15 protein-coding genes are annotated in these 14,101 nt (G+C 43.1%); 14 read left to right on the forward strand and 1 reads right to left on the reverse strand.

Going from position 1 to position 14,101, the window contains the following annotated elements; genetic code table 11:
- Window positions 1-190: 190 nt before the first annotated feature.
- A complete protein-coding gene (locus HOO90_RS01440) occupies window positions 191-652 on the reverse strand; it encodes a DUF1924 domain-containing protein (RefSeq protein WP_292838725.1) in 462 nt (153 codons plus the stop codon).
- A 311-nt stretch (window positions 653-963) separates the two neighbouring features.
- On the opposite strand from HOO90_RS01440, the gene mnmG reads away from it, so the two are divergent.
- From mnmG to glmU, 14 genes are all read left to right on the forward strand, one after another.
- Window positions 964-2,877, forward strand: coding sequence for a tRNA uridine-5-carboxymethylaminomethyl(34) synthesis enzyme MnmG (gene mnmG / locus HOO90_RS01445; protein ID WP_292838727.1), 1,914 nt, complete (start codon window positions 964-966; stop codon window positions 2,875-2,877).
- On the forward strand, window positions 2,874-3,530 hold the full coding sequence (gene rsmG / locus HOO90_RS01450) for a 16S rRNA (guanine(527)-N(7))-methyltransferase RsmG (RefSeq protein WP_292838729.1): 657 nt from the start codon (window positions 2,874-2,876) through the stop codon (window positions 3,528-3,530). The genes mnmG and rsmG overlap by 4 nt, the downstream gene beginning before the upstream one ends.
- 26 nt (window positions 3,531-3,556) lie before the next feature.
- A complete protein-coding gene (locus HOO90_RS01455) occupies window positions 3,557-4,342 on the forward strand; it encodes an AAA family ATPase (RefSeq protein WP_292838731.1) in 786 nt (261 codons plus the stop codon).
- Window positions 4,335-5,210 (forward strand): ParB/RepB/Spo0J family partition protein, encoded by an 876-nt coding sequence (locus HOO90_RS01460; RefSeq protein WP_292838733.1) that lies wholly within the window; start codon window positions 4,335-4,337, stop codon window positions 5,208-5,210. The genes HOO90_RS01455 and HOO90_RS01460 overlap by 8 nt, the downstream gene beginning before the upstream one ends.
- 178 nt (window positions 5,211-5,388) lie before the next feature.
- Window positions 5,389-5,763 (forward strand): ATP synthase subunit I, encoded by a 375-nt coding sequence (locus tag HOO90_RS01465; RefSeq protein ID WP_292838735.1) that lies wholly within the window; start codon window positions 5,389-5,391, stop codon window positions 5,761-5,763.
- Between the two features lie 46 nt (window positions 5,764-5,809).
- Entirely contained in the window at window positions 5,810-6,643 is an 834-nt protein-coding gene (atpB, locus tag HOO90_RS01470; RefSeq protein WP_292838737.1) for a F0F1 ATP synthase subunit A, read from the forward strand.
- Window positions 6,644-6,721: 78 nt separating this feature from the next.
- Window positions 6,722-6,988 carry a F0F1 ATP synthase subunit C gene (atpE, locus tag HOO90_RS01475; RefSeq protein ID WP_292838740.1) on the forward strand — a complete coding sequence of 89 codons (267 nt, stop codon included), beginning with the start codon at window positions 6,722-6,724 and terminating at the stop codon, window positions 6,986-6,988.
- Between the two features lie 78 nt (window positions 6,989-7,066).
- The gene (locus tag HOO90_RS01480) at window positions 7,067-7,537 is read left to right on the forward strand and encodes a F0F1 ATP synthase subunit B (RefSeq protein ID WP_292838742.1); all 471 of its coding nucleotides are present in this window, start codon (window positions 7,067-7,069) and stop codon (window positions 7,535-7,537) included.
- 22 nt (window positions 7,538-7,559) lie between these two features.
- On the forward strand, window positions 7,560-8,096 hold the full coding sequence (locus HOO90_RS01485) for a F0F1 ATP synthase subunit delta (RefSeq protein WP_292838744.1): 537 nt from the start codon (window positions 7,560-7,562) through the stop codon (window positions 8,094-8,096).
- Window positions 8,097-8,143: 47 nt separating this feature from the next.
- Window positions 8,144-9,685: a F0F1 ATP synthase subunit alpha gene (gene atpA, locus HOO90_RS01490; RefSeq protein WP_292838746.1), complete on the forward strand. Its 1,542-nt coding sequence runs from the start codon at window positions 8,144-8,146 to the stop codon at window positions 9,683-9,685.
- A 39-nt stretch (window positions 9,686-9,724) separates the two neighbouring features.
- On the forward strand, window positions 9,725-10,663 hold the full coding sequence (atpG, locus tag HOO90_RS01495) for a F0F1 ATP synthase subunit gamma (RefSeq protein WP_292838748.1): 939 nt from the start codon (window positions 9,725-9,727) through the stop codon (window positions 10,661-10,663).
- Window positions 10,664-10,725: 62 nt separating this feature from the next.
- A complete protein-coding gene (gene atpD, locus HOO90_RS01500; RefSeq protein ID WP_292838750.1) occupies window positions 10,726-12,153 on the forward strand; it encodes a F0F1 ATP synthase subunit beta in 1,428 nt (475 codons plus the stop codon).
- A 41-nt stretch (window positions 12,154-12,194) separates the two neighbouring features.
- Window positions 12,195-12,620, forward strand: a complete 426-nt coding sequence (locus HOO90_RS01505) for a F0F1 ATP synthase subunit epsilon (RefSeq protein WP_292838752.1) — start codon at window positions 12,195-12,197, stop codon at window positions 12,618-12,620.
- A gap of 91 nt (window positions 12,621-12,711) precedes the next feature.
- Entirely contained in the window at window positions 12,712-14,082 is a 1,371-nt protein-coding gene (gene glmU / locus HOO90_RS01510; RefSeq protein ID WP_292838754.1) for a bifunctional UDP-N-acetylglucosamine diphosphorylase/glucosamine-1-phosphate N-acetyltransferase GlmU, read from the forward strand.
- Window positions 14,083-14,101: the final 19 nt, after the last annotated feature.

Genomic DNA, 14,101 nt, shown 5'->3' on the forward strand with positions numbered 1-14,101 from the left:
AGCACTTAGCGAGAATGGTGATGCCAAGAACTGGTACAGAGCAGGTGTTATTAAAAAAACAAAAAAAGCCTCGAATTGCATATGGGCTACCGAAATTCGTAACAGTTTTGGACGTAAAAAAAGCAGTGTTTCACGTGAAACACTGCTTTAAACGGCCAACCTAAGTCAGCCGCATGGCAAAGCCTTACAATTATTTTTTAGCTGTTGGTGTTTTTTCAGTTAATAAATAAGTGATGTAGTTTGCTTTTTCAAATGCAGCACAATCGCTACCTACAACTTCGTTACAGTGTTTAACAAAGGCGGCTTCAACTTTGTCAATGTCGCTAAAGCGTTTTTTGTTGGTCACTGGTGATAATGGTTTGATTGATTTTCCAGTAATAATGTGGCGGCCTTTGTCGGCTGGGTTCGCGGTGTGGCATGATGCACAGGCTACAGGTTTGCCTTCAGTTTTTGCATCACCTTTAAATTGTTTGATTTCGCGAGTGTAAAATTCTTTACCTGCCTCAGCAGAAACGCCAGCAAATGCTGGATCTACGTTTTTAGCAATAGTTGCGTATTTTTGCGCTAGTTTTTCTGCGTTAGCAACATCTGCTTGTGCAGAAAGCGTAGCAAAGCCAAGAATAGCTGCTAAAACGATACTAATTTTTTTCATTTGAATCTCCGTCTTTTGGTTTTAATAAAATTGTTTGCGTTGCAAATTGTATTAATTATATATGCTATCGCTTAACAATTGGGGCTACTTTGATTTTTATCAAGCGAAGAATATGCCAACATTGTTAAGAAATTATGTCTATATAGCAAGCACTAACGTTTTATCGCAAAAAGAGTTGACGTAATTGTCTGAAAAAACATGCTTTTACATGACTAATAGCCGCTAATAAAGTAAAATCTCACTCTTGCTTGATTCATTGTGAATTGATCGACAATGAATCGCTAAATTTTTGAAAAAGATATGCGTTAACTATGAATTTTCTTGAAATTTTTGATGTAATTGTCGTCGGTGGCGGCCACGCAGGCACCGAAGCGGCGCTTGCCAGCGCCAGAATGGGGCAAAAAACCCTGTTGCTGACGCACAACATTGAAACTTTGGGTCAAATGTCTTGCAATCCAAGCATTGGCGGTATTGGTAAAGGCCATTTAGTTAAAGAGATTGATGCGCTTGGTGGCGCAATGGCTGCCGCAACAGATGAAGGCGGTATTCAGTTTAGAATTTTAAATTCCAGCAAAGGCCCCGCAGTGCGCGCCACGCGTGCGCAAGCTGACCGTATTTTATATAAAGCGGCGATTCGCCACCGGTTAGAAAATCAGCCCAACTTATGGCTGTTTCAACAGGCTGTTGACGACATTATTTTAGATGGCGAGCGTGCCGCAGGTGTGGTGACGCAAATTGGTTTGCGTTTTAACTCAAAAGCGGTGGTGTTAACAGCTGGCACGTTTTTAGGTGGTTTGGTGCATGTAGGCATGCAAAATTACAGCGCAGGCCGTGCGGGTGACCCGCCTGCTATTTCATTGGCAGCGCGTTTGCGTGAAATTGGCTTGCCGGCAGGCAGATTAAAAACAGGCACGCCACCACGTATTGATGGCCGTACCATTGATTATTCTGTGATGACGATTCAGCCGGGCGACGACCCTGTGCCAGTGTTCTCGTTTTTAGGCAATGCGGCACAACACCCCGCTCAACTGCCATGCTGGATTACGCATACCAACGCGCAAACGCACGACATTATTCGTAGTGGTTTAGACCGCTCGCCCATGTACACTGGCGTGATTGAGGGCGTTGGCCCGCGTTATTGCCCAAGTGTGGAAGACAAAATCCATCGCTTTGCCGATAAAGAATCGCACCAGATATTTTTAGAGCCTGAAGGCTTAAACACTAATGAAATTTACCCAAACGGCATTTCAACCAGTTTGCCGTTTGATATTCAGCTGGCCCTGGTGCGCTCGGTAAAAGGCTTGGAAAATGCACACATTCTGCGCCCGGGTTATGCCATTGAGTACGATTATTACGACCCGCGTGGTTTGAAATCAAGCTTGGAAACCAAAGCGGTAAAAGGTTTGTTTTTTGCTGGCCAGATTAATGGCACCACGGGGTATGAAGAAGCCGGTGCACAAGGTTTGCTGGCGGGCGCGAATGCGGCACTTTATGCGCAAGAAAAAGACGCTTGGTGCCCAGCGCGCGACGAGGCGTATTTGGGCGTGTTGGTGGATGATTTAATCACCCGTGGTGTAACTGAGCCGTATCGGATGTTTACAAGTCGTGCTGAATACAGACTTCAGCTTAGGGAAGACAACGCCGATATGCGCCTTACCGAAATTGGCCGCAAATTAGGCTTGGTGGACGATGTGCGTTGGGAAGCATTCAGCCGCAAGAAAGAAGCGGTAGAGCGCGAGCAAGAGCGATTGAAAAAAACCTTTGTGCAACCTGCCAATTTAGCAACAGAAAAAATGGTGGAATTATTTGGCAAACCGCTCGAGCATGAGTACAGCTTGTTTGAATTATTACGCAGACCCGAAGTGAGTTATGAAGCGGTGCTGACCTTGGGCGAAATCGGCTTGGGCGAGGTGGAACCTGCCGTGCGCGAGCAAGTGGAGATTGCCGCGAAATACCAAGGCTATATTGATCGCCAAACCGACGAAGTGGAGCGCAGTCGTGGGCAAGAAAATACCAAATTACCAAGTGATTTAGATTACCGCGAGATTCATGGTTTGCCGATTGAAGCGCAACAAAAACTTAATGCGCAAAAGCCAGAAACAATCGGCCAAGCCAGCCGCATTTCAGGCATCACGCCTGCAGCGATTTCACTATTATTGGTTTATTTAAAGCGCAAATCGCGCAGCAAGCCCTTGGATAATAAATCAGCTGATTTAGCCGCATGAGCCTACAAAGCACCTTACAAACCAAGCTGCAAGCTGGCTTGCTAGAGATGGGGTTGCAGATTGATGCAGAAAAACAGGATAAATTGCTGGCGTATGTGCTGCTGATTGATAAATGGAACAAAGTGCATAACCTGACCGCGATTCGTGATCCGCTGGAGATGGTGACTTTGCATTTGCTCGATAGCTTAAGCGTATTGCCACATGTGCAGGCTTTGGCGCCGAGTAACATGTTAGATGTGGGCGCAGGCGCAGGCTTGCCGAGTATTCCCTTGGCAATATGTTTGCCAGAACTGCAAGTGACGGCAATTGATTCAGTTAGCAAAAAAACAAGTTTTATGCGGCAGGTTAAAGGTGAATTGGGTTTGTCAAACTTTCAAGTTGAAGCAGGCCGTGTGGAATCGCTTAAGCAAGTAGCTAGATTTGAGGTGATTATTTCACGCGCGTTTTCTGAAATTGGTTTATTTGTAAAACTGACAAAACATTTGCTTGATGACCATGGGCAATGGCTGGCAATGAAGGGTGTAGTGCCAGAGCATGAGTTTGATGGCCAAGATTTTAAATCTGCGAATGTGCAAATCAACAAAATTGAAGTGTTAAAAGTGGCGAGTTTAGAGGCTGAACGCCATCTTGTATTTTTAAGTGCGATTAAATAATTTTGATAATTAATTTAAGATAAATAATGAAAATATTAGCAATCACCAATCAAAAAGGCGGCGTAGGTAAAACTACGACTTGCGTTAATCTGGCGGCGAGTTTGGCTAATTTTGGCAAGCGCGTGTTGCTAATTGATCTTGATCCGCAAGGTAATGCCAGTACAGGTAGTGGTATTGATAAAACGCATCTTAAACATAGCATTTATCATGTGTTGATTGGTGAAAAGTCACTGAAAGAAGTTATTCAGCGTAGTGAAAAAGGTGGATTTGATATCGCCCCGTCGAACCGTGATTTAGCGGGTGCGGAAGTTGAACTGGTTAACGAGCTCGCACGTGAAAATCGCCTAAAAGTGGCAATTGCCAAGTTGGTGAATGCAGAAGGTGAAAAGCCGTATGACGTGATTCTGCTGGATTGTCCCCCTGCCCTCAATTTAGTCACGGTGAATGCGTTGACGGCTTCGAATGCGGTGATGATTCCGATGCAGTGCGAATATTATGCGTTGGAAGGTTTGTCAGATTTAGTGAACACCATTAAAAAAGTGCGTGCACGTTTGAACCCAACACTTGAGATTGAGGGCTTGCTGCGTACTTTGTTTGATAACCGTAATATGCTTGCGCAACAAGTGTCGGCACAGTTGATTAGCCACTTTGGCGATAAAGTGTATAAGACGATTATTCCGCGCAATGTGCGCTTGGCCGAGGCGCCAAGTTATGGCCTGCCAGTGTTAAGTTACGATAAAAGTTCAAAAGGCGCGGTTGCCTATTTAGAGTTGGCAAAAGAAGTAATGCGGAGCGGAAAAAAACATGGCTAAATTAAAAGGCTTGAATAGAGGCTTGGGACGTGGACTGGATTCACTGCTGGCAGGTGATATGGGCAGCGTAGGTGAAGCGGATTCGCTCTTGGTGCTTAAAGTGACGCAATTACAACCAGGTAAGTATCAACCACGTAGCTATATGGACGATGCGGCTTTGCAGACCTTGGCGGCTTCAATCAAATCACAGGGCGTTATGCAGCCGATTTTGGTGCGTCACATTGACGATGAGCAATATGAAATCATTGCAGGTGAGCGCCGCTGGCGTGCCAGCCAAATAGCGGGTTTGGAAGAAGTGCCAGTATTGGTGCGCGAAATTGCCGATGAAGCTGCGTTGGCGATGGCCTTAATTGAAAATATTCAACGCGAAAATCTAAATCCGCTTGAGGAAGCTCAAGGCATTAAGCGTTTAATCGATGAATTTGCGATGACGCATGAAAAAGCTGCAGCAGCGGTCGGGCGTTCACGCGTGGCGGTATCCAATCTGTTGCGCTTGCTTTCATTGTGCGCACCCGTGCAAGATATGTTAATGCGTGGCAAATTAGACATGGGGCATGCGCGTGCGCTGGTGGTTTTAAGTGGCGCACAACAAATTATGTTGGCAGAACAAATTGTACAAAATGATTTATCGGTGCGTGATGTAGAGAATGCAGTAAAAAAACTGCACGCTGAAACCGAAAAAACGCCACAGAAATTCAGCCAGAAAATCCATAGTAATCCTGATGTATTAAGGCTGGAAGAGACGTTAAGCGATAAATTGGGTGCGACTGTGAGGATCAAGTCAGGTGCGAATGGTGCGGGTTCATTGAAAATTAGTTATGCAAATCTGGATCAGTTGGATGAAATTATTGCAAAAATTTCACGCTAAGTGTTTCATTTTGCTTAAACAAACTCGCATTCCTTGCAACTTAAGCCTTGACTAAAAAGCGGTATTAATTCAAAATCGCGGTCTTTGCTAAATGCGGTATGTAAAAAAATCGTAAAAACAGCAATTTTTTAAGCAATAAAACTAACTGGTTTTAAACAAATTAACTAGGTTTAAGCGATTGTCAACAGCCAAAACTTCAGATGTATTTAGCACAATGCTTAAAATTCAGCTAATAGCTACGTTTTCAGTTGCATTGCTAGCGCTGTTGGTTTCAGGCTTTAATGCAGGAATTTCTGCCGTATTGGGCGGTATGAGCGTGGTATTAGGCGCTTGTGCAGCCGCCGCAGTCGCCAAGCGTGGCGAAAAGAATACAGATGCTTCAGGAATTTTAGTGAATTTACTAAAAGCGGAAGCGGTAAAAATATTAGTAATAATCGTCTTATTAGTGATTATATTTAACTTATATCAGCAACTGGTACCACCAGCGTTGATTTCCGGTTTAGCCGCCGCCGCTTTGTTTTCGGGCGCAGCGCTTAGCCGACTAAAGGTTTAAGTTATATAGTTTAAATTAAACGAATTTTTAAAGTAAATATTAGATTATGGCCACAGAACACGCAAATAACTCAGAACACGCACTGACCCCCGCTGGTTATATTGAGCATCATTTAAGCTTTAATGCGCACCCGGTCACGGAAGGTGCAGGTTTTTGGACATTGCACGTCGATACGTTTGTGATGTCTGTTGCGCTAGGTTTATTGGTAATGGGTTTGGTTTGGCTGGTTGCGCGTAAAGCAACTTCAGGTGTGCCAAGCAAAGGTCAAGCCTTTGTTGAGCTGATTTTTGGCTTTGTAGATGAGCAAGTTAAAAATATATTCCACGGCAATCGCCATAGTTTTATAGCCCCAACAGCATTAACCGTGTTCTTGTGGGTATTTGCCATGAACTCGATGGACTTTTTACCAGTAGATTGGGTGGCTGGTATTGTTTCATTCTTTGGTGGTGAACATGCTAAATGGCGCGCCGTGCCAACTTCAGACATTAACACGACGTTTGCTTTGGCTTTATCCGTGTGGATTTTAATGATTTTCTTTTCTATAAAAGTTAAAGGTTTGGTCGGCTGGCTACACGAGCTTTTCTTCTCACCATTCGGTACTAAAATTTGGGTGTTACCTTTAAACTTCTTGTTTAACTTGATCGAATACGTTTCAAAACCACTGTCACATTCATTGCGACTATTCGGCAATATGTATGCTGGCGAAGTTATTTTCCTATTACTTGGTTTGTGGGCGGCTACAGGCGTTTCTGGCACAATTTTCGGTGCGATTTTAGGCGCTGGTTGGTCAATCTTCCATATTTTAATTGTTGCCTTGCAAGCTTTTATTTTCATGATGTTAACGGTGGTTTATTTAGCCATGGCGCATGAAGGTCATTAATTAGTTCAAGTTTTTTAGTAGTTTTATTTTTAGTAGTTTTAGTTTAGTTGTAAGTTTAATTTTAGAGAGGGTAATAACATGGATGCATTAGCATTGATTCAAGCCTACACAGGCGTTGGTATTGGTTTAATTATTGGTTTGGGCGCTGCTGGTGCTTGTATCGGTATTGGTATTATGTGTGCTAGCTTTCTGGAAGGCGCTGCACGTCAACCAGAAATGATTCCACAATTGCAAGGTAAAGTATTCTTGCTATTAGGTCTTATCGATGCTTCATTCATTATTGGCGTTGGTCTAGCAATGATGTTTGCATTTGCTAACCCATTATTAAGTGTAGTAGCTAAGTAATTAGCTTATAAATAATTTGGTTGCCAGGCTATTAAAAAGGCTGGCACAAATTAAACGACTTAAATATTGGAGTAAGTAATGAACATTAACTTTACACTTATCGCACAAGCTATCGCATTTGCTGTGTTGATTTGGTTCACAGTGAAATTCGTTTGGCCGCCGTTATTAACGGCGATAGAAACACGTCAAAAGGAAATTGCAGATGGTTTGGCAGCGGCGCAAGAAGGTAAAAGTGCCTTGGAAGTTGCCGCTAAGAAATCAGAAGCAGCCATCGCTGAAGCTAAACAAAAAGCGAGCGAGATTATTGGTCAGGCTGAAAAACGCGGTTCACAAATCGTAGAAGAAGCTAAAGGCAATGCTAAAACTGAAGGTGATCGTATTTTAGCTAACGCTAAAGCGGAAATTGACCAAGAGGTTAACCGTGCAAAAGAAGGCCTGCGTTCACAAGTGTCTGCCTTGGCCATTGCTGGTGCTGAAAAAATCTTGCGTAAAGAAATTGACGCAAAAGCACACAGTGAGATGTTATCTAAATTAGCAGCTGAACTTTAAGCTAAGGAACAGAGGAAATCACATGGCTGAAATATCAACCATCGCAAGACCTTACGCAGTAGCAGCTTATAAATTAGGTCGCGAACAAAAATCTTTGGCTAAGTGGTCTGACATGCTAGGTTTTGCATCTGCGGTTGCGAGTAACGCGCAAATGCAAGCCTATATTCAAGATCCAAAAGTGATTAGTAGCGAATTGCAGGCGGCTTTTTTGAAGGTGAGTGGCGACAATCTGAATGAGCAGGGTCAAAACTTGATTAAAGTACTGGTTGAGTATGGCCGCTTGTCAATTTTGTCAGCTATTACAGCGGCGTTTGAAGAACTTAAAGTCCAGGACGAAGGCACGCTGGATGCGCAAATTATTGCCGCTGCAAAACCAAGCGCTGCTGAAATAAAAGATTTGGTTAAACGCTTAGAAGCGAAGTTTGGTAAAAAGATTGAAGCCAATGTTTCTGTCGATTCAGACCTCATCGGTGGCATTAAAATTATCGTTGGCGATACTGTGATAGACGCATCCGTCAAAGGTCAGTTACAAAATTTAGCTTACACGCTTTCAGCTTAAGCCTAGCAACAAAGTAATCTAGGCAAAGAATACTATTAGGAGTCAACATGCAGTTATCTACATCAGAAATCAGTGAACTGATTAAAAGCAGATTAGAAAATTTTTCTACCACAGCTGAAGCACGTACTCAAGGTACCGTTATTTCAGTAACAGATGGTATCGTACGTATACACGGTCTTTCAAACGTGATGTCAGGCGAGATGATTGAATTTCCAGGCAACACATTCGGTTTGGCGCTTAACTTAGAGCGTGATTCAGTGGGTGCGGTTGTGTTAGGTGATTATGAGCATATTACCGAAGGTGATATCTGTAAATGTACAGGTCGTATTTTGGAAGTGCCCGTTGGCCCAGAACTAGTTGGCCGCGTAGTAAATGCTCTCGGTCAGCCGATTGATGGTAAGGGCCCAGTAAATGCTAAGTTAACTGATAAGATTGAAAAAGTAGCGCCAGGCGTTATTGCACGTAAATCTGTTTCTCAACCCGTGCAAACCGGTTTGAAATCTGTAGACTCAATGGTTCCAGTGGGCCGTGGTCAACGTGAGTTAATTATTGGTGACCGTCAAACAGGTAAAACTGCAGTTGCTGTTGATGCGATCATTAACCAAAAAGGTCAAAACATGACCTGTATCTACGTTGCGATTGGCCAAAAGGCTTCTACAGTAGCCAACGTGGTGCGTAAGCTCGAAGAAAACGGCGCATTGGCCTACACCATTGTGGTTGCGGCGACTGCTTCTGACTCAGCGGCGTTGCAATTCTTAGCACCATATGCTGGTTGTACCATGGGTGAATACTTCCGTGACCGCGGTGAAGATGCATTGATCGTTTATGATGATTTGACCAAACAAGCGATTGCTTACCGTCAAATTTCATTGCTATTACGTCGTCCACCAGGCCGCGAAGCTTATCCAGGCGACGTTTTCTACATCCACTCACGTTTATTAGAGCGTGCAGCGCGTGTTAACGAGGAGTACGTAGAAAAATTCACTAACGGCGCTGTAAAAGGCAAAACAGGTTCATTAACGGCATTGCCAGTGATTGAAACTGCAGCGGGTGACGTTTCTGCATTCGTTCCAACCAACGTGATTTCGATTACCGATGGTCAAATTTTCTTGGAAACGGACTTGTTCAACGCGGGTATTCGTCCTGCGATTAATGCTGGTATTTCAGTATCGCGCGTGGGTGGTGCTGCTCAAACTAAAGTTATTAAGAAACTTGGTGGTGGTGTACGTTTAGCATTAGCGCAATATCGTGAATTAGCTGCGTTCGCGCAATTCGCATCTGATTTGGACGAAGCAACACGTAAACAATTGGACCGTGGTCGCATGTTTACTGAGTTGATGAAACAGGCACAATATGCACCATTAAGTGTTTCAAACATGGCTATTACCTTGTTTGCAGCGAACAAAGGTTATTTTGATGATGTTGCAACGAATAAAGTACTAGCATTTGAAACTAAGTTGCATGGCTTCATTGCATCAAAATACAAATCAATTGCTGACGCGATTGAAACAAGCAAAGATTTAAGTGGCGACAACGAAAAAGCACTTGATGCAGCTATTCAAGACTTTAAAGCGACAACTGCTTACTAATTCTCTAACTATTAGGAAAACTTACCTAGGGGTATTGGAATGGCTGGAAGTAAAGAGATTAGAACCAAGATCAAGAGCGTTGAAAATACGCGCAAGATCACCAAAGCAATGGAAATGGTTGCCGCTTCTAAAATGCGTAAAGCGCAAGATAGAATGCGTGCATCACGACCCTATGCTGACAAAATTCGTAACGTTGCAGCACACTTATCATTGGCGCATTCTGAATACAAACATCCTTTCCTTGTGAAGCGCGATGCAGTAAAGAATATCGGCATTATTGTGATTAGCTCTGATAAGGGTCTTTGCGGTGGCTTAAATACTAACGTATTGCGTATGACAGTTAACCAGATGAAAAGCTGGGAATCTGAAGGTAAGAAATTATCAGTAAGCGCGATTGGTAATAAAGGCTACGGCTTTATGAACCGAGTTGGTGCAAATGTGAAGTCACATATTATTGGTTTGGGTGATGTACCACATTTAGAGTCATTGATTGGTACGATTAAAGTGATGCTCGATGCGTATAAAACTGGTGAAATTGATCAGTTGCACATTTGCTATACGCGTTTTATTAATACCATGAAGCAAGAACCGGTGATTGAACAATTATTGCCTCTGACATGTGAACGCTTGGGTGTGCAAGAAGCGCATGAGAAAGCAGAATCGTTAACAACCAGTGGTGTTATCAAGAGTGCGATTCAAATTGGCGCCGCTAAAGGCCATTGGGATTATATCTATGAGCCAGAAGCCAAGCCAGTGATTGATCAGTTGTTAGTGCGTTATATCGAATCATTGGTTTACAACGCGGTTTCTGAAAACATGGCGTCTGAGCAATCATCCCGTATGGTGGCTATGAAGTCTGCCTCTGATAATGCAAAAAATGTGATTGGCGAGTTGAAGTTGGTTTACAACAAAGCTCGTCAAGCAGCAATTACCAAAGAGATTTCAGAGATTGTTGGTGGTGCGGCAGCAGTTGCATAAAGTCGTATTTAAGAATTTTATTAAGTAATATCTGACTAACATAAGTTTAGTAAGGAAAAAAGATGAGTACAGCAAATATTGGTAAAGTAGTGCAATGTATTGGCGCCGTAGTTGACGTTGAGTTTCCACGTGATCAAATGCCAAAAGTATTTGAAGCATTGCTTATTGACGATGCAACAAGCCAGGCGGAAGCTGGTTTGACATTAGAAGTACAACAACAATTAGGTGACGGCATTGTGCGTACGATTGCCATGGGTTCATCAGATGGACTTGCACGTGGTACTGCGTTCAAATCAACGGGCACTCAAATTCAAGTGCCAGTAGGTACTGGTACTTTAGGCCGTATTATGGATGTTTTGGGTCGCCCAATTGATGAGGCTGGTCCGATTGATTCAAATGAACGTCGTTCTATTCACCAAAAGGCACCAACGTTTGAAGAGCTTTCTCCAAGTGTTGACCTGTTGGAAACAGGTATCAAGGTGATTGACTTGGTTTGCCCGTTTGCTAAGGGTGGTAAAGTGGGTCTGTTCGGTGGTGCTGGTGTGGGTAAAACAGTGAACATGCTTGAACTAATCAACAACATTGCAAAACAACACTCAGGTTTATCCGTCTTTGCAGGTGTGGGTGAGCGTACACGTGAAGGTAACGATTTCTACCACGAAATGGCAGAAGCAGGCGTTATTAAATTAGACGACATGAAAGAATCAAAAGTAGCCATGGTGTTCGGTCAAATGAACGAGCCGCCAGGCAACCGTTTACGTGTGGCTTTGTCAGGTTTGACCATGGCTGAAAAATTCCGTGACGAAGGCCGTGATGTGTTATTCTTCGTTGATAACATCTACCGTTATACATTGGCTGGTACTGAAGTATCTGCGTTGTTAGGCCGTATGCCTTCAGCTGTGGGTTACCAACCTACTCTAGCGGATGAAATGGGCCGTTTACAAGAGCGTATTACATCCACTAAAACAGGTTCCATTACTTCTATCCAAGCGGTTTATGTACCTGCGGATGACTTGACTGACCCATCACCTGCGACAACTTTCCAACATTTGGACTCAACCGTTGTTCTTTCACGTGACATTGCATCTTTAGGTATCTACCCAGCGGTTGATCCACTCGATTCAACTTCACGTCAATTAGACCCATTGGTTGTTGGTGAAGAGCATTACAACGTTGCTCGTAGCGTTCAACAAACATTACAACGCTATAAAGAGCTTCGTGACATTATTGCGATTTTGGGTATGGATGAGCTATCACCAGAAGATAAATTAGCGGTCGGTCGTGCGCGTAAAATCCAACGTTTCTTATCACAACCATTCCACGTGGCTGAAGTGTTTACAGGTGCGCCAGGTAAATATGTGCCATTAAAAGAAACTATCAAAGGCTTTAAAGCGATTGTTGCTGGTGAATATGATCACTTGCCTGAGCAAGCGTTCTACATGGTAGGTGCGATTGAAGAAGCTGTTGAAAAGGCTAAAACTCTTAACTAATGACTATTATTAGTTTTTGGTTAAATGTTTAAGGAAAAATAATGGCAAATAAAGTTCATATTGATGTGGTTAGTGCAGAGGCAAGCATTTTCTCAGGCGATGCTGAGTTCGTGGTTGCACCTGCAAGTGCGGGTGAAGTAGGTATTTACCCGAATCATGCGCCATTGATTACTACAATCAAACCAGGCGCTTTGCGTATTAAGCAAGCGAATGATGCAGAAGAAACCTTGATTTTTATCTCGGGTGGTATTCTGGAAGTGCAACCTGGTGTAGTAACGATACTGGCAGATACTGCTGTGCGTGGCCATGACTTGGATGAAGCAAAGGCAATTGCAGCAAAAGAAGCGGCTGAAGAAGCGCTTAAAAACAGAACTTCTGATATTGACTACGCCAGTGCACAAGCTGAATTATCAGAAGCAATTGCTCAAATTCAAACTATTGAGCGTTTACGCAAAACAACGCATTAATAAATTGCATTAAGATAGAAAAAAGCAAAAAGGCAGCCTCGGTTGCCTTTTTTGTTATACTTTGCCTATCAATAAATTTCATTAAAAAGTCATGCCAAAACTGAACATTGTCATTCTTGCGGCGGGTAAAGGTACTCGCATGCATTCAAATATTCCAAAAGTGCTACATGTGGTGGGCGCAAAATCAATATTAGCCCACGTAATTGATTGTGCTAAATCACTCAATCCACAAAAAATTATTGTGGTTTATGGGTTTGGAGGCGAATTGGTAAAACAAGCATTTACACATGAAAAAATTATTTGGGTCAATCAAGCTGAGCAAAAAGGCACAGGACATGCGGTGCAGCAGGCAGTACCTTATTTAGAGGAGGACGCCAATACGCTAATCTTGTTAGGTGATGTCCCTTTAGTCGATGCAAATGCCTGTAAAAAACTGCTGGAGCAAGTCGAGGGCAACTTAGCAATACAGTCTTTTAATAAGGCTGATCCAACGGGATATGGCCGCATTGTGCGCGAAGATGATGGTAATGTAATTGCTATTATCGAGCATAAAGACGCAACGGAAACACAGCGTAAGATTATTGAAGTCAATACCGGCATTATGGCAATGCCGAATAAGAATTTAAAAAAATGGCTCTCACAGCTGAAAAATAATAACGCACAAGGTGAATATTATTTAACCGATATTGTTGAATCCGCAGTGCTTGATAAAGTAAATGTGGTGGCTGAGATTACGGCTGATGAATGGTCGGTAACAGGTATTAATGCCAAAGCAGATTTAGCCAAAATAGAGCGAATTTATCAAAGCCGAATCGCCAATCAATTATTACAGCAAGGTGTCACCTTGAAAGACCCAGCTCGAATCGAGGTACGTGGTGTACTGGAATGCGGACGAGATGTTGAAATTGATGTAAATTGTATTATTGAAGGCAATGTGACGCTAGGAGATAACGTTAAAATAGCCGCCAATTGTGTAATTAAAAATGCAGTCATCGCATCAGGCACGCACATCGCACCATTTACGCATATTGACGATACAAAAATTGGTGAAAATGCGCGCATTGGCCCCTATGCACGCTTGCGCCCAGGCACAACTTTAGCAGCAGATACACATATCGGAAATTTTGTGGAATTGAAAAATGCACAGGTAGATATTGGCAGTAAGATTAACCATTTAAGTTATGTTGGCGATACTACAATCGGTAAGAATGTGAACATTGGCGCCGGCACCATTACCTGCAACTACGATGGTGCAAATAAATTTAGAACAGTGATAGAAGACGATGCTTTTATTGGTTCCGATTCACAATTAGTGGCACCTGTGACCATAGGTCGCGGAGCGACTATTGCCGCTGGTTCAACTATCACTAAGAATGCCCCCGCTGACCAATTGACGCTATGTCGCGCAAAAGAGCAGAAATCCATAGCAGGCTGGAAGCGTCCCGTAAAAATTAAGCAATAATATTTAGAAAGAATCAAAA

Source organism: Methylotenera sp. (genome assembly GCF_013141425.1).
GTDB lineage: Bacteria > Pseudomonadota > Gammaproteobacteria > Burkholderiales > Methylophilaceae > Methylotenera.